The 15,571-nt window shown below is 71.9% G+C and carries 18 protein-coding genes; 16 read left to right on the forward strand and 2 right to left on the reverse strand.

What is annotated here, in order from left to right; all coding sequences use genetic code 11:
- Window positions 1–2 precede the first annotated feature (2 nt).
- From NJ376_RS02530 to NJ376_RS02590, 13 genes are all read left to right on the forward strand, one after another.
- A complete protein-coding gene (locus tag NJ376_RS02530) occupies window positions 3–275 on the forward strand; it encodes a c-type cytochrome (protein ID WP_252951663.1) in 273 nt (90 codons plus the stop codon).
- A complete protein-coding gene (locus NJ376_RS02535) occupies window positions 272–1,522 on the forward strand; it encodes an NAD(P)/FAD-dependent oxidoreductase (protein WP_252951664.1) in 1,251 nt (416 codons plus the stop codon). Before NJ376_RS02530 ends, NJ376_RS02535 begins: the two co-directional genes overlap by 4 nt.
- Before the next feature lie 83 nt (window positions 1,523–1,605).
- A complete protein-coding gene (gene soxX, locus NJ376_RS02540) occupies window positions 1,606–2,034 on the forward strand; it encodes a sulfur oxidation c-type cytochrome SoxX (RefSeq protein WP_252951665.1) in 429 nt (142 codons plus the stop codon).
- Window positions 2,034–2,471: a SoxY-related AACIE arm protein gene (locus NJ376_RS02545; protein ID WP_252951666.1), complete on the forward strand. Its 438-nt coding sequence runs from the start codon at window positions 2,034–2,036 to the stop codon at window positions 2,469–2,471. Before soxX ends, NJ376_RS02545 begins: the two co-directional genes overlap by 1 nt.
- A 3-nt stretch (window positions 2,472–2,474) precedes the next feature.
- Window positions 2,475–2,798: a thiosulfate oxidation carrier complex protein SoxZ gene (gene soxZ / locus NJ376_RS02550; protein WP_252951667.1), complete on the forward strand. Its 324-nt coding sequence runs from the start codon at window positions 2,475–2,477 to the stop codon at window positions 2,796–2,798.
- A gap of 5 nt (window positions 2,799–2,803) precedes the next feature.
- A complete protein-coding gene (gene soxA, locus NJ376_RS02555; RefSeq protein WP_252951668.1) occupies window positions 2,804–3,553 on the forward strand; it encodes a sulfur oxidation c-type cytochrome SoxA in 750 nt (249 codons plus the stop codon).
- A gap of 354 nt (window positions 3,554–3,907) precedes the next feature.
- On the forward strand, window positions 3,908–4,429 hold the full coding sequence (locus NJ376_RS02560) for a c-type cytochrome (protein ID WP_252951669.1): 522 nt from the start codon (window positions 3,908–3,910) through the stop codon (window positions 4,427–4,429).
- Window positions 4,426–5,343, forward strand: coding sequence for a cytochrome c oxidase subunit II (gene coxB / locus NJ376_RS02565; RefSeq protein ID WP_252951670.1), 918 nt, complete (start codon window positions 4,426–4,428; stop codon window positions 5,341–5,343). Before NJ376_RS02560 ends, coxB begins: the two co-directional genes overlap by 4 nt.
- On the forward strand, window positions 5,340–7,238 hold the full coding sequence (ctaD, locus tag NJ376_RS02570) for a cytochrome c oxidase subunit I (protein ID WP_252951671.1): 1,899 nt from the start codon (window positions 5,340–5,342) through the stop codon (window positions 7,236–7,238). Before coxB ends, ctaD begins: the two co-directional genes overlap by 4 nt.
- Window positions 7,235–7,834, forward strand: a complete 600-nt coding sequence (locus NJ376_RS02575) for a cytochrome c oxidase subunit 3 (RefSeq protein ID WP_252951672.1) — start codon at window positions 7,235–7,237, stop codon at window positions 7,832–7,834. Before ctaD ends, NJ376_RS02575 begins: the two co-directional genes overlap by 4 nt.
- Window positions 7,831–8,142, forward strand: a complete 312-nt coding sequence (locus tag NJ376_RS02580) for a hypothetical protein (RefSeq protein ID WP_252951673.1) — start codon at window positions 7,831–7,833, stop codon at window positions 8,140–8,142. The genes NJ376_RS02575 and NJ376_RS02580 overlap by 4 nt, the downstream gene beginning before the upstream one ends.
- Window positions 8,130–8,972 (forward strand): cytochrome c oxidase assembly protein, encoded by an 843-nt coding sequence (locus NJ376_RS02585; protein WP_252951674.1) that lies wholly within the window; start codon window positions 8,130–8,132, stop codon window positions 8,970–8,972. Before NJ376_RS02580 ends, NJ376_RS02585 begins: the two co-directional genes overlap by 13 nt.
- A complete protein-coding gene (locus NJ376_RS02590) occupies window positions 8,959–9,357 on the forward strand; it encodes a c-type cytochrome (protein WP_252951675.1) in 399 nt (132 codons plus the stop codon). The genes NJ376_RS02585 and NJ376_RS02590 overlap by 14 nt, the downstream gene beginning before the upstream one ends.
- On the opposite strand, the gene NJ376_RS02595 is transcribed toward NJ376_RS02590, so the two are convergent.
- Both NJ376_RS02595 and NJ376_RS02600 read right to left on the reverse strand, forming a co-directional pair.
- On the reverse strand, window positions 9,358–10,275 hold the full coding sequence (locus NJ376_RS02595) for a c-type cytochrome (protein WP_252951676.1): 918 nt from the start codon (window positions 10,273–10,275) through the stop codon (window positions 9,358–9,360).
- Entirely contained in the window at window positions 10,276–12,561 is a 2,286-nt protein-coding gene (locus tag NJ376_RS02600; protein WP_252951677.1) for an FdhF/YdeP family oxidoreductase, read from the reverse strand.
- 122 nt (window positions 12,562–12,683) lie between these two features.
- Here NJ376_RS02600 and fdhD point away from each other — a divergent pair, with 122 nt between their 5' ends.
- The 3 genes from fdhD (at window position 12,684) to NJ376_RS02615 (ending at window position 15,522) form a co-directional block, all read left to right on the forward strand.
- Window positions 12,684–13,487 (forward strand): formate dehydrogenase accessory sulfurtransferase FdhD, encoded by an 804-nt coding sequence (gene fdhD, locus NJ376_RS02605; RefSeq protein ID WP_252951678.1) that lies wholly within the window; start codon window positions 12,684–12,686, stop codon window positions 13,485–13,487.
- A 171-nt stretch (window positions 13,488–13,658) separates the two neighbouring features.
- On the forward strand, window positions 13,659–14,513 hold the full coding sequence (locus tag NJ376_RS02610) for an amidohydrolase family protein (protein ID WP_252951679.1): 855 nt from the start codon (window positions 13,659–13,661) through the stop codon (window positions 14,511–14,513).
- A gap of 28 nt (window positions 14,514–14,541) precedes the next feature.
- Window positions 14,542–15,522 carry a Bug family tripartite tricarboxylate transporter substrate binding protein gene (locus NJ376_RS02615; RefSeq protein ID WP_252951680.1) on the forward strand — a complete coding sequence of 327 codons (981 nt, stop codon included), beginning with the start codon at window positions 14,542–14,544 and terminating at the stop codon, window positions 15,520–15,522.
- Window positions 15,523–15,571 lie beyond the last annotated feature (49 nt).

The following is a 15,571-nucleotide window of genomic DNA, read 5'->3' on the forward strand; positions in this document are numbered from 1 at the left end:
TGATGGCGCCGCGCCTGGCCCTGCTGCTGGCGCTGGCCGGGCCAGCGCTGGCGGAGGAGGCGGCGCCGCCCGGCGCCTCCGCCTGTCTCGGCTGCCACTCGCCGGTACGGCAGAACGCGGCCATTCCCTCGCTGCGGGGGCGTGACCCGGTGGAGATTGCCGCCATGCTGCAGGCCTTCCGCGAGGGCAAGGCGCCCGCGACCGTCATGGACCGCCTCGCCCGCGGCTTCGATGCGGCGGAGAGCCGCACCATCGCCGCCTGGGTGGTGCGATGAAGATCGCCCGCCGCGCCCTGGCCGGGCTGGTGGCGGCGCCGGTGCTGGCCCGGGTGGCGCGCGCCCAGGCGGCGCCCGCGGTGGTGGTCATCGGCGGCGGCTTCGGCGGGGCGAGCTGCGCCCAGGCGCTGCGCCGGCACGGGCTGGTGGTGACGCTGGTGGAGCCGAACGCCACCTACACCGCCTGCCCCTTCAGCAATGCCGTCATCGCCGGGTTGCGGTCGATGGAGCAGCAACGCTTCGGCTATGACGGGGCACGGGCCCAGGGCATCACCGTGGTCCATCAGGCAGCGACCGGCATCGATGCCGCCGCCCGGCAGGTGACGCTCGGCGATGGCAGCCGGCTTGCCTATGACCGGCTGGTCCTCTCCCCCGGCATCGCGCTGCGCTTCGACGCGCTGGAGGGCTATGACGAGGCCGCCGCCGCGACCCTGCCCCATGCATGGCAGGCCGGCCCGCAGACGGAGTTGCTGCACCGCCAGCTCGAGGCGATGGAGGATGGCGGCACGGTGGTGATGGCAGTGCCCGCCAACCCCTATCGCTGCCCGCCCGGCCCCTATGAGCGGGCGAGCCTGATCGCCTGGTACCTGAAGACGAAGAAGCCCCGCTCCAAGCTGCTGGTGCTGGATGCGAAGGACAGCTTCTCCAAGCAGCGGCTGTTCGAGGCAGGCTGGGCCGCGCTCTATCCCGGGCTGCTGGAATATGTGCCCCTCTCGGGCGGCGGCCGCGCCACCGGCGTGGATGTCGCAGGACGGGCGGTGGTGACCGAATTCGGCAGCCAAGCCGGCGCGGTGGTGAATGTCATCCCGCCGCAACGGGCCGGCGCCATCGCCCAGATGGCGGGGGCGGCGGATCGCAGCGGCTGGTGCCCGACCGACCCCACCAGCTTCGAATCCCGGCTGCTGCCGGGGGTGCATGTCATCGGCGATGCCTGCATCGCTGGTGCCATGCCGAAATCCGCTTTCTCTGCCAATGCCCAGGCGCGGGTCTGCGCCGATGCCATCGCCCTGCTGCTGCGCGGCGCGCCGGTGCCGGAGCCGCGGCTGCTCAACACCTGCTACAGCCTGGTGGCGCCGGACTACGGGATCTCCGTCGCCGGGGTCTATCGCCCGGCCGGCGGCGTGCTGGCGGACATCCCCGGCGCCGGCGGCATCAGCCCGCTGGAGGCCCCGCCCGCCACCCGCGCGGCGGAGGCGGCCTATGCGGAGGATTGGTTCGAGACCATCACCGCCGATGCCTTCGGCTAGAGCAGATCGCCGCAGGGCGGCATCGCCCGAAGGCGCGAAGCGGCGCGGCAAACCGGGGCATCGGGCGTTTGCGATGCACGCATGTGAACCGCAAACGCGCTAGCCTGGCCCTGTTGCTGCTCGCCCCGCTCGCCGCCGCTGCCCGGGAGGAGGGGCTGCCCGAGCCCCTCACCGCCACGCCCGGCGATGCCGTGCGCGGCCGCGCCATCGTCGCGGACCGGCAGCGCGGCCTCTGCCTGCTCTGCCACACCGCACCGATCCCGGAGGAGCGCTTCCAGGGCAACCTCGCCCCGGACCTGGCCGGCGCCGGCAGCCGCTGGACGGAAGCGCAGCTTCGCCTGCGCCTGGTGGACAGCCGCCGCTTGAACCCGGACAGCCTGATGCCTTCCTACTACCGGACGGAGGGGCTGCACCGCGTCGCCCCCGCCTTCGCCGGCCGCACCGTGCTGAGCGCCCAGGAGATCGAGGATGTGGTCGCCTATCTGCTCACCCTGAAGGAGGAGAGGCCGTGATGATGGCGCCGCGCCGCCTGCTGCTCGCCGCCCCTGCCCTGCTGCTGCTGCCGCGCGGCAGCCGCGCCTCGCCGGAGGCCATGGCGGAGGCGGTGCGCGGCTTCACCGGCGGGGCGGAGATCCGGCCCGGCCGAGTGACGCTCGAGATCTCGCCCCTGGTGGAGAACGGCAACACCGTGCCGCTCTCGGTCAGCGTGGAAAGCCCGATGACCGAGGCGGAGCATGTCCGCGCCATCGCCGTCTTCAACGAGCGCAACCCGCAGCCGCATGTCATCACCGTGCACCTCAACCCCCGCGCCGGGCGGGCGATGCTGGCGACGCATATCCGCCTCGCCACCTCGCAGACCCTGCTGGCGGTGGCGCAGTTCTCGGATGGCAGCTTCTGGTCGGACCGCGCCCAGGTGGTGGTGACGCTGGCCGCCTGCGTGGAGGGCTGAGCCATGGCGCGCGTGCTGCTGAACATCCCCCGCACCGCCCGCAAGGGCGAGGTCATCGCCATCCGCACCCTGATCCAGCACGTGATGGAAACCGGCTACCGCCCCGGCGCCGATGGCGAGGTGCTGCCGCGCGACATCATCCGCCGCTTCACCGCCAGCTTCGAGGGCGAGGAGGTCTTCGCCGCCGACCTCTCCCCCGCCATCGCCGCCAACCCCTTCCTCTCCTTCACCATGGTCGCCAGCACGACCGGCACGCTGGTGCTGCGCTGGCAGGGCGACAAGGGCTTCGACCAGACCGAGACCCGCGAGATCATGGTGACGGGGTGACTCGGTTGGCCTGCATCCTCCTGCTGCTGCCGCTCTGCCTCTCGGCCGCCGCGGAGGAGCGCCGCTCCGGCTTCCAGGACATGGCGCCGGAAACCCAAGCGATGCAGCAGGACGACACGGCCAATCCCGGCATGCTCTGGGTGCTGGAGGGCGAAACGCTGTGGAACGCGCCGGCGGGCCCTGCGGGCCAGCCCTGCGCCGGCTGCCATGGCAGCGCCGAGAGCGCCATGCGCGGCGTCGCGGCGCGCTACCCGGCCTGGGACGAAGCGGACGCCGCACCGATCGACCTCGCCGGCCGCATCCAGCAATGCCGCGCCGCGCGGCAGGGGGCGCCCCCCCTGCCACGGGAGAGCGAGGAGCTGCTGGCCCTGACCGCCTATGTGGCGCGCCAGTCGCGCGGCCTGCCGATCACCCCGCCCGAGGATCCGCGCCTGGACCCCGCACGGGCGGAGGGCCGCGCGCTCTATACCGAGCGGCGCGGGCAGCTCGACCTCTCCTGCGCGCAATGCCACGACGAGAATGCCGGCCGTCGCCTCGCCGGCAGCGCCATTCCGCAGGCACACCCGACGGGCTATCCGCTCTACCGGCTCGAATGGCAGTCGCTTGGCTCCCTGCAGCGCCGATTGCGCGGCTGCATGACAGGCGTGCGAGCCGAACCCTATGCCTATGGCGCGCTGGAATATGTGGCGATCGAGCTCTACCTCGCGCAGCGCGCGGCAGGGATGACGCTGGAAGCACCTGCCGTGCGGCCCTGACCTCGGGTGCGGCAGCAGGTCGTCGAAATCTCTCCCCGTGCGCGATCGCGTGGCATCGGCACCATAGCGACCGGCATCGGTCAATCGGCGCGCAGTGGCGCATGCGGCAAGGCGCGCCACCCCCCGCGGCACGACATGCGCCTGCGGCACGCTACCGGCGCGGTCGCATCCGGCCCGCCGCATCCCATGCGCCACGGATGGCGGCGAAGTTTTCGCGCGCGCGCATGTGATCGGATACCGGCACCGCGCGTTGCGTAAAGATGCCCGGCGCGATGGACGCCGCGGCCTCGAGCAAGGAGGGGGGAGTGCGATGCCAGCCAGCCGCCCGGGGGGCTCTCCCGGCGCATGAGGCGGATGCTGCTCCTGGCCCTGGCCGTGCCGCTGCTCCAGGGCTGCAAGCGCGAGACCCGCGATCTGCGGCCGGATCCCCCGGTCGCGGCAGCGCTCGACGGCGTGGCGATCCTGCCCATCGGCATCGGCGGCCGCCCGCCGGAGGTGTATTTCGCCCTGGGCAAGCCCTATCGCACCAATGCCTACCAGCTCTCCGAGGGCAAGCGGCTCTATGCCTGGTTCGGCTGCCCGCAATGCCATGGGCAGGGCGAGGGCACCGCGCGTGGCCCGGCGCTGCTGGATGGCTGGTGGAATTACGGGCCGGGGCTCGAGACCATCTATCTTTCCGTGCGCGATGGCAGGCCGGGCGGCATGCCGGCCTTTCGCAGCCGGCTGACCAATGACCAGCTCTGGCAGCTTGCCGGCTATGTGCAGCAGCTCGGCGCCTATAGCGGCGGCGCGGCGGCGCCCAGCCGCGATGACGCGCCGCCGACCCGGCCGGCGGAGAACCGCGCCCCGGCGCGCTTCGCGCCGCTCGAGCCATGAAGGAGGCAGCCCAATCGGCGCTGGCGCCGGGCGGGGCGGAGGCGGCCACCCTTCTCGCCCTGTTCTGGCCCGTGGTGGCGTTGCTGGGCGCGATCTGGCTGGCGGTGCTGCTCGTGGCAGCCCTCGGGCTGTGGCGCCGGCCCGGGCAGCCGCGGCGACCCGGCTGGCCAGTGGGCGTGGCGACGGCGGGGACGGTGCTGGTCATCATTGGCCTCACCTTCGCCAGCTACCTTGCCACCCGCCCGCTCTCCGCCGCGGCGGAGGCACCGCTGGTGGTGCAGATCCAAGGCCGGCAATGGTGGTGGCAGGTCGCCTATCCGGCGGAGGGCGACGCCCCCGGCTTCACCACGGCCAATGAGCTGCGTCTGCCACTCGGCCGCCAGGTGCGGCTGGAACTGGCGGCGGGGGACGTGATCCACAGCTTCTGGGTGCCGAACCTGGCCGGCAAGCAGGACCTGATCCCGGGCCGTGACAACGCCCTGCTGCTGACCCCGCGCGAGGCGGGCATTTATCGCGCGCAATGCGCCGAGTTCTGCGGCCTGCAGCATGCCCGCATGGCACTGCTGGTGATGGTGCAGCCGGCGGAGGAGTTCGCCCGCTGGCGCGCCGCCCAGGCCGCGCCGGCGGCCGAGCCGGCCCTGGCCGCCGAGGGCCGCCGGGTCTTCGAGGCCCGGCAATGCAGCGCCTGCCACACGGTGCGCGGCAGCACGGCCAAGGGCAGCACGGGCCCGGACCTGACGCATCTCGCCTCGCGCGGCAGCATCGGCGCCGGGCTGCTGCCGATGACGCGCGGCGCGCTGGCCGCCTGGGTCGCCGACCCGCAGACCCTGAAGCCTGGTAACAACATGCCCCTGGTCCCGCTCTCATCCGATGAGCTGCAGGCACTGACCGATTTCATGGCGCTGCTCCAGTGAGTGCGCAGCCACGCGATACCGGCCTGGATGGCGCGGCGCTGGACGCCGCCCTCGCCTCCGTCTGGTCGGCCCGGCCGGGCCTGCTCGGCTGGTTCACCACGGTGGACCACAAGGCGATCGGCCGTCGCTACATCGCCACCGCCTTCCTCTTCCTGGCGCTGGGCGGGGTGCTGGCGCTGCTGATGCGCTGGCAACTCGCGCAGCCGGAAGGGCGGCTGCTGGGGCCGGACCGCTTCAACCAGATCTTCACCATGCACGGCGCGACGATGATGTTTCTCTTCGCCGTGCCGGTGATGGAGGCGGTCGGCGTCTATCTCGTGCCGCTGATGGTGGGCACGCGCAACATCGCCTTCCCCAGGCTCAACGCCTTCTCCTACTGGGTCTATCTCTTCGGCGGGGCGCTGCTCTGGATCGCCTTCCTGCTGGACATGGGGCCGGATGTCGGCTGGTTCGCCTATGTCCCGCTCTCCGGCCCGCAATACGCCCCCGGCAAGCGGGCCGATATCTGGGCGCAGATGATCACCTTCACCGAGATCGCGGCCCTGGCCGTTGCGGTGGAGATCGTCGTCACCGTCTTCAAACAGCGGGCGCCCGGCATGTCGCTGGATCGCATGCCGCTCTTCGTCTGGGCGATGCTCGTCACCTCCTTCGTCGTCATCCTGGCCATGCCCGCCGTGGTGCTGGCCAGCACGGCGCTGATCCTCGACCGGCTGGTGGGCACGCAATTCTTCAACCCGGCAGCGGGCGGGGATGTGCTGCTGTGGCAGCACCTCTTCTGGTTCTTCGGCCATCCGGAGGTGTACATCATCTTCATCCCGGCGGTCGGCATGGTCTCCACCATCCTCTCCACCTTCTGCCGCCGTCCCATCTTCGGCTACACCGCCATGGTGCTGGCGCTGGTCAGCATCGGGCTGCTCGCCTTCGGCCTCTGGGTCCACCACATGTTCACCACCGGCCTGCCGCGGCTGGGGGAGAGCTTCTTCACCGCCTCCTCCATGGCCATCGCGGTGCCGAGCGGGCTGCAGATCTTCTGCTGGCTGGCGACGCTCTGGGGTGCACGGCCGCGCATGGCCGTGCCGATGCTCTATGTCCTCGCCTTCCTCTTCACCTTCGTGCTCGGTGGCATGACGGGGGTGATGGTGGCCTCCGTCCCGCTCGACACCCAGTTGCACGACAGCTACTTCGTCGTCGCGCATTTCCATTACGTACTGATAGGCGGCGCGGTCTTCCCGCTGCTCGGCGCCATCCATTACTGGTTCCCCAAGCTGAGCGGCCGCATGATGAGCGAGCGGCTGGGACGCTGGGCCTGGGGCCTCGTCTTCGGCGGCTTCAACCTGGTCTTCTTCCCGATGCACATCCTCGGCCTCTGGGGCATGCCGCGGCGGGTCTATACCTACCAGCCGGAGCTGCCCTGGGCCGGGCTGAACCTGTTCTCCTCCCTCAGCGCGGCGCTGCTGGCGCTAGGCTTCTTGCTGTTCTTCTGGAATGCCTGGCGCAGCGCCCGGAAGGGTGAGATGGCGGGCCCGGACCCCTGGGGCGCGCCGACGCTGGAATGGGCCACCGCCTCCCCGCCCCCGCCCTGGAATTTCAGCCGCATCCCGGTGGTGGAGAGCGTCAGCCCGCTCTGGGACGCGCCGGGTGAGCTGAAGGTCGCCACCGGGCTGCGGCTGGACCGGCGGGAATTGGTACTGACCAGCGTGATGGCGGCGGAGCCGGAGGCGCGGGATTCCTCGCCGCAGGATTCCATCTGGCCCTTCCTTGCCGCCATCGTCACCTCGGTGATGCTCATCTGGTCCATCTTCAGCCCCTGGGCCGTGGTCTGGGGCAGCATCCCCGTCGTCGCGGCGCTGATCCTCTGGTTCTGGCCGCGTGGCACGCCGGAGGATGAGTCATGAAGGCGCGCATCGTCGCTGACCTCTCAGAGCTGCCGATCAGCGGCCCGCGTGGCTCCAGCCCGACCTGGTGGGGCAACCTCGCTTTCATGCTGATCGAGGGCACGGGCTTCGCCCTGGCCGTCGCCGTCTATCTCTACCTCGCCACCGTCGTCGCCACCTGGCCGCCGGCGCCGCCGCCGGAGCTCGCGGCGGGCAGCGGCGTGGCGCTGGTGCTGCTGCTCAGCCTCATTCCGAACTTTCTGCTCTCCCGCTGGGCAAAGGCGCAGGATCTGCGGCGCGTCCGGCTGGGGCTGCTGGTGATGATCGGGGTCAATGTCCTGCCGCTGGCCCTGCGGGTGCTGGAATTCGGGGCCTTCCACGTGCGGTGGGACGAGAGCGCCTATGGCTCCATCGTCTGGGTGCTGCTTGGCCTGCACACCACGCATCTGCTGGCCGATCTGGTGGAGACCATGGTGCTGGCGGTGCTGATGTTCACCCGCCATGCCGACAATCCGCGCCGCTACGGCGATGTGGAGGATGAGGTGGCCTATTGGTACTTCATCGTCGCCACCTGGATGCCGGTCTATGCCTGCCTCTACTGGGTGCCGCGGCTATGAGCGCGCGGGCATGGCTGGTGCCGACCGGCTGGGTGCTGGGGTCGCTCGCCCTCGGGGCCAGCACCCAGATTGGGCAGATGACGCCCTGGCTGTTCTGCCGGGACGGCGTGCGCCCCGGCGTGCCGCTGGTGGCGCTCTGCCTCGCCATCGCCCTGGCCGGTGCGGCGCTGTCCTGGCGCGGCCGGGCCGGGGCACACGGCCCCACGCGCTTCGCCGCCGCGCTCGGGGCGCTGCTGGCGCTGCTGCTGGCCCTGCCGCTCGGCCTGCAATTACTGGCCACGCTGGTGCTGGGCGGATGCGAGGCCTGATCGCCCTTCTCCTGCTCTGGCCCGGCGCCGCGCTGGCGCATGGCGGGGACACGCCGGGTTGGCAGTTCGACCCGCTGGTGCTGCTGCCGCTCCTGGCCTTCCTGGCGCTCTATCTCGGCGGGTTGCTGCGGCTGGGCGGGCGCGCCAGGCGCCTGGCCGCCCCAGCCGCTGCCTGGCTCACCGGTTGGCTGCTGCTGGCCGGCGCCCTACTCTCGCCGCTGCACGTGCTGGGTGAGCTGATGTTCACCGCGCATATGGTGGAACACGAACTGGTCATGGCCGTTGCCGCGCCGCTGCTGGTGCTGGGCCGGCCCATGGCCGTTGCCCTCTGGGCCTTCCCACCCGCGGCACGGCGGCGGATCGGGCGCGGCGCCCGGGGCCTGCGCCGGCCCTGGCATTTTCTGACGCACCCTGCCATCGCCACCTTCCTGCATGGCGCGGCCATCTGGGCGTGGCATGTGCCGCCGGTGTTCGACGCGGTGCTGGGCCACCCCATGCTGCACCGGGCGCAGCACCTCTCCTTCCTGCTCAGCGCGCTGCTCTTCTGGTGGGCCATGCTGCGCCGGGCGCGGCCGCTGGTGGCGGTGGCGGATCTCTTCCTGACCATGCTGCACACCGGCCTGCTCGGTACCTTGCTGGTGCTGGCGCCGCGCGTTCTCTACGGGGTGCAGACGGCGGAGGCGGCGCGCTTCGGCCTGACGCCGCTGGAGGACCAGCAACTGGCCGGGCTGGTGATGTGGGTGCCGGGCGGCGTGATCTATGCCGGGGCGGCGCTGGCCTTGCTGGGCCAGGCGCTGCAACGCGGGGGGCGCCGCCATGCGCTGGCCTAGGTCAGTCCTCGCCCTTGGGGTCCTTGCGGCGCTGGCGGCCGCCGCCGGCGGCTGGTGGTGGCAGCAACAGCCCAGCGAGGCCGAGCTGGTCGCCCGCGCCATCACCGGCGGCGATCCGGCCCGCGCGCCCGCGCTGCTGCGCCATTATGGCTGTGCCGGCTGCCACAGCATCCCCGGCGTGCCCGGCGCCGACGGCCAGGTGGGGCCGCCGCTCGGCGGGATCGGCGCCCGGGTCTATATCGCCGGGGTGCTGCCGAACAGCGCCGGGAACCTTATCGCCTGGCTGCTCGACCCGCGCGCCGTCTCGCCGCGCACCGCCATGCCGGCGACGGGGCTGGCCGAGGCCGAGGCCCGCGACATCGCCGCCTTCCTCTATTCCCGCTGATCAGGGCTGCGGCGTCGGCCGCGGCGGCTGGCTTTTCAGGAAGTGGGCGATGGCCAGCCGGTCCTCCTCCGGCAGCTCCGCCGTGTTCAGCACCACATCCGCCATGGAGGAGCGCGCCAGCCGCCCTTCCGGGCTGCGGCCGGTCCTCAGCAGCGTGGCGAAATCCGCCTCGCTCCAATGGCCCAGCCGCGCCGGAGTGATGTTGGGGACGAAGCCCGTCCCCTCTTGGTCTGGCCCGCCCGCCAGCCGCGTCGATTCCTTGACCGCGAGCAACGGCCCGCGCGAGGCATGGCATTCGGCGCAATGCGCCACCGCCTCCACCAGGTAGCGGCCGCGGTTCCAGGCAGCGTCCTGCGCCGGATCGGGCGCCAGCGGCCGTTCCTCCAGATAGACCAGCTTCCACAGCCCGATCGGCCGGCGGATGGTCAGCGGGAAGGCCAGGTCATGCGGCGGCGCCCGGCCCGGGACCGGCGGCAGGGTACGGAGATAGGCCCACAGATCCGCCACATCCTCCGGCCGCATCTGCGCATAGCCGATATAGGGCAGCGCCGGGTAATAGTGCCGACCGTCCGGCGAGACGCCGGCCATCAGCGCATTGGCGAACTCCACGCCGCTCCACCGGCCGATCCCGTCCTCCGGATCCGGCGAGATGTTCGGCGGCCGGAAGGTGCCGAGCATCGAGGCGAGCGCCATGCCGCCGCCAAGCCGCAGCCGATCCGGCTGGCCGGGCGAGGCGTGGCAGGAGGCGCAGTCGCCGGCGGCGAAGATGAGGCGGCCGCGCGCCGCATCGCCCTGCTCGAACATCGCTGCCGCCTCGGGCCCGAAGCGTGGCCGCGGGGCGCTGAGCCACCACAGCGCGGCAGCGGCAAGCGCCCCCGCCGCCGGCAGCAGCCAGAGCCAGTGCCAGCGCCGGCGCATTCAGATCTCGGCGTGCAGCCGGACCGGGATGGATTTCGCGGCCGGCACATGGCTGGCGCGGGCATGGTGCCAGAGCGGCAGCAGCGGGTTGCACTCTGGGTAGTAGGCGGCGGCGCTGCCGCGCGGCAGGTCGAAGGGCACCACCTGCAATCCGCGGACGCGCCGCTCCACCCCATCCTTCGCCACCGTCTCCAGCGTCACGCGCTGGCCCGCGGCGAGGCCAAGGGCAGCGATGTCCTCCGGGTTGAGGAAGACCACCTCGCGGCTGCCGGAGACGCCGCGGAAGCGGTCCTCGTAACCGTAGATGGTGGTGTTGAACTGGTCGTTGCTGCGCACCGTCATCAGCTGGAAGTGGCCGGCCCCCTGAGCGAGGGGCATGTCCGGGTCAGCCTCCAGGCTCTCCAGCGCCAGGAAATTCGCCTTCTTCGTCTCCGTCCGCCATTCCCGCTTCCGCGCCGGGTTGGCGCGGAGGAAGCCGCCTGGCCGGCGCATGCGCGCATCGTAATCGGAGAACCATTCGGGATGGCATTCGGCGATGGTGCGGCGGATGAGCGTGTAGTCACCGACCCAACCATCCCAGTCCAGCTTCGGGTTGGGCGGGAGCGTGGCCTTGGCCAGGCCCGCGATGATCGCGGGTTCCGAAAGCAGATGCGGGCTCGCCGGCTCCCGCTGCCCATGCGAGGGATGGATGCCGGAGGTGCTGTCCTCCATGGAGACGATCTGCGGCCCGCTCGCCTGGCGGTCGATCTCGATGCGGCTGAGGCAGGGCAGCAGCCAAGCGCTTCGCCCATGCACCAGATGGCTGCGGTTCAGCTTGGTGGTGATCATCGCCGTCAGGGGCAGGCGGCGCCAGGCGGGCTCCAGCAGGCCGCGCTCCGGCAGGGAGCGGGTGAGGTTGCCGCCGAGTTGCAGCACCGCCTTCACCTTGCCCTCGATGACGCCCTGCGCAGTCTCCACCACGTCCATGCCCTTGTCCCGGGGCGGGTCGAAGCCGAACAGCTCGGCGAAGCGGTCGAGCGGCGCGAGCTCCGGCTTCTCGGTGATCCAGACGGCACGCTGGCCCTGCACGTTGGAATGACCGCGCACCGGGCAGATGCCGCCGCCCGGCTTGCCGATATTGCCGCGCAGCAGCAGCAGGTTCACCAGCATCCGCACCATCTCGACGCCGAGGCGGTGCTGGGTGAGGCCCATGCCATAGATGCCCATGGCGGAGTCCGCCGTCACATAGGTCCGCGCCGCCTCCTCCAGCGCGGCGCGGGAGAGGCCGCTGCGGGCCTCGATCTCCTCCCAGCCGAAGCGCTGCATCGAGGCCTTGAAGGCATCGAAGCCATGGGTGTGCTCGGCGATGAAGCCGTGGTCCAGCACCGCCTCCCCCGCCGCATCCCATTCCAGCAGCAGCTTGCACAACCCGGTGAGGGCGGCGAGGTCGCCGCCCGGCAGGGGCTGGTGGAATTGTGCCGCCAGCAGCCGCGACTTCGCCGTCAGCATCCGGGGCGGGCTCTGCGGGTTGGTGAAGCGCTCGACGCCATGCTCGCGCAGCGGGTTGAAGATGATGATGGGCACGCCGCGCTTCGTCGCGTCCTCCAGCTGATGCAGCATGCGCGGGCTGTTCACCGCGGTGTTCTGGCCGAAGATCAGGATGCAGCCGGTGTGGGTGAAATCCTCCAGCGTCGTGGTGCCGACCGGCACGCCGATCGCCTTCGGCAGCGCCACCGAGGTGCTCTCGTGGCACATATTGGAACTGTCCGGCAGGTTGTTGCTGCCATAGGCCCGGACGAAGAGCTGCCAGAGGAAGGAGGCCTCGTTGCTGGCGCGGCCGGAGGCGTAGAAGACCACCTCCTTCGGGTCGAAGCCCTTCAGCGCCGCGCCGATGCCGGCGAAGGCCTCCTCCCAGCTCGCCGGCACGTAGCGGTCCGAGGCGGCGTCCCAGCGCATCGGCTCGGTCAGGCGGCCGGCCTGTTCCAGGGCGTGGTCGGTCCAGCCCTCCAGCTCCAACACCGTATGGCGAGCGAAGAGTTCCGGGTCGATCCGGTGGCTGGTCAGGTCCCAGGCGGTCGCCTTGGCGCCGTTCTCGCAGAATTCCAGCAGATGCGGCGGCTCCGGCTTCGCCCAGGCGCAGGAGACGCACATGAAGCCGTCATGCTTGTTCTGCTTGCGCAGCAGGGCGGCGGTGGAGAGCGCATGCCCCTCCTTCCCCAATATGCCGGCAACCCCTTCCAGCGAACCCCAGCCGCCAGAGGCCGTGCTGGGGTCGGTGATGCGCAGATCCTGCTCCTGCTCAGGCATAGCACCTCCTCGCCCCGCTGCACGGGGCTGTGGCGATGGAAGCGATGGGGGCGGCTTCTGGTTCCGGCCTGGCAACCGGGCCGGGGCCTCGGGCGCTATCCCGAGGCCAGTCGGAGGCCGCCATGGACCTGCCCACGCCCCCCCTGCCCACGCCGGTCCAGGCCGTTGCGACCGAGACGCCGGACGGGCCCGGCGCAAGGCTGGTGGCGGAGGAGGTGGCGGTCGCCCTCACCTGCGGCGGCGCGACCCATGCGGTGATGATGGCGACGCCGGCGGCGCTCGAGGATTTTGCCCTCGGCTTCTGCCTGACCGAGGGCATCGTCGCGCGGCCCGAGGAATTGCTCGGCCTCACGATCCTGCAGCGGCCGCGCGGGATCGAGCTGCGGCTGGAGCTGGAAGAGGCGCAGCTTGCGGCCTTCCGCGCCCGGCGGCGGCGCATGGCCGGCGCGCTGGGCTGCGGGCTGTGCGGGGTGGAGAGCCTGGAGGCGGCGCTGCGCCCCTTGCCGCGCCTCCGCACCGCGCTGCGCCTGGCGCCGGAGGAGGTGCCGCAGGCCGTCGCCGCCCTGGGCGAGGCCCAGGCGCTGCACCGGCTGACCCATGGCGTGCATGCCGCCGGCTTCTGGGTGCCTGGACGCGGCTTGGTCGCGGCGCGGGAGGATGTCGGCCGGCACAACGCGCTGGACAAGCTGGCCGGTGCCCTGGCGCGCGCGGGGGAGGATCGCGGCCGGGGCGCGGTGGTGCTGACCAGCCGCGTCTCGGTGGAACTGGTGCAGAAGGCGGCGACGCTCGGCGTGCCGGTGCTGGTCGCGGTCTCGGCGCCGACGACGCTGGCCATCCGCACCGCCGAGGCCTGCGGCATGACCCTCATCGCCTGCGTGCGCGGCGCGCGCTGGGAAGTGTTCACCCAGACGGAAGGCGCGGCCTGAACCAGGCTCCCCCCGGCGCTGGTGCCGGGGCGAAGGCCAGATTGGCGCCGGCCGCCCGTCCGATGGCCCTGTGCCAGTTGCCAGCTGGCAATTGCCCTCTGGAGCGACGCGCCGGGCCTGCCCTAAGCTTGGCGCAAAGCCCCGCGCCACGGCGGGCGCAGGAGGAAACGCATGCCGCAGGCACCCTCAGGGGCTGACGCCAAGCCAGCCGCGGCGGCCCCGGACCGCGACACCCCGCTCGTCGATACCCATTTCCATCTCTACACGCGCGACATGCCCATCACGGATTGGGCCTGGCACCAGCCGCCGGAGGATGCGACGGCGGAGCAGTTCCTCTCGGTCATGGATGCGCATGGCGTCGGCTTCGGCGTGGTCGCGGCGGCGAGCCTCTATGGCGATTACCACGACTACACCATCCGCTCCCTGCGCCGGCATCCGCGGCTGCGCGGCACCGTCTTCCTGCGGCCGGAGACGGATCTCTATACCATGGAGCGGATGAAGGCGGACGGCATCGTCGGCATCCGCCTGTTCTTCCGCCGCGTGCCCAACCCGCCCGATCTGCGCTCCGCCGAGTACCGGCTGCTGCTGCGCCGGGTGCGCGACCTCGGCTGGCATGTGCACACGCTCGTCGCCAGCCCGATGCTGCCGGAGGTCATCGCGGCGATGGAGCAGGCCGGGGTGAGGCTCGTCATCGACCATATGGGACACCCCGACCCGGAGCAGGGCGTGAACTGCCCCGGCTTCCGGGCCATGCTGGCGGCCATCGAGCGGGGGCGGACCTGGGTGAAGCTCTCGGGCGGCTTCCGGGCGAAGTCGCCGGAGGCGGCGCGGGCGCATGCCCGGGCGCTGCTCGCCGTCGCGGGCGGGGAGCGGCTGGTCTGGGGCAGCGACTGGCCCTTCGCCTCCTTCGAGGGGCAGGTGAGCTATGCCGACACCATCGCCGCCCTGCATGACTGGGTGCCCGATGCGGCGCTGCGCCGGCAGATCACCGGCGACACGCCGATGCGCCTCTACTTCGCCGAGTAGGCCCGGATCGGACAGGGGGGAGATCGCCATGGGGAGCATCACGCGCCGCCGCCTTGGCGCCCTCGGCGCCGGATTCGGCCTCGCCACTGCCGGGCCGGCCGCGGCGCAGGCCTGGCCGAGCCGGGCGGTGGCCCTGGTCGTCCCCTTCGTGCCCGGCGGCTCCGCCGATGTCATCGGCCGCCCCCTGGCGCAGCACCTCTCCACGACCTTCGGCCAGAGCTTCGTGGTGGACAACCGCGGCGGCGCCAACGGCAATGTCGGCACCCATGCCGTGACCCGCGCCGAGCCCGACGGGCAGGTGCTGCTGGTCACCACCAACGGCCCGATCTCCACGAACACGCTGCTGTTCCGGCGGATGCCCTACAACCCGCTGACCAACCTGACGCCGATCGCGCTGCTGTCGGATCTGCCGGTGATCCTCGTCGCCCGGCGGGACGCGCCCTATGCCTCGCTGCGGGACATGCTGGCCTATGCCAAGGCCAATCCGGGGAAGATCAATTGCGGCGTGCCGGCGACCGGGGCGCTCGGCCATCTCGCCGCCGAATTGCTGCGACGCCGCGCCGGGATCGACCTGACCATCGTGCCCTTCCGCGGCGGCGCGACGGCGGCCACCGGGCTGCTCAGCGGCACGGTGGAGATGGCGATCGACCTGGTCCCCGCCTACCAGACGCATATCCAGGCGGGGACGGTCCGCGCCCTCGGCGTCGCCGCGACCGAGCCCCTGGCCGCGCTGCCGGGTGCCGAGCCCATCGCCTCCCAGGGCCTGCCGGGCTTCGAGGCGATCGGCTGGACCGCGATCCTCGGCCCGCCCGGTCTGCCCGCCGGCATCGTGCAGAAGGTGAACGAGGCCGCCAACCGCTTCCTGCAGAAGCCGGAGACGCGCACCATGCTGGATGCGGTCGGCTCGCGCCTCCTCGGCGGCACGCCGGAGGCGCTGGCGCGCCGGATGCAGGCGGAGGTGGCCATCTGGCGCCCGGTCATCGCCGATGCGCGGATCACCCTGGAATAAGAGGCTGCGGAGGCGCCGATCCCCGGCCGGCCCGGGGGCAAGGAGGGGC

The sequence above is a fragment of the Siccirubricoccus soli genome, assembly GCF_024178315.1.
Taxonomy (GTDB): Bacteria; Pseudomonadota; Alphaproteobacteria; order Acetobacterales; family Acetobacteraceae; genus Siccirubricoccus; species Siccirubricoccus soli.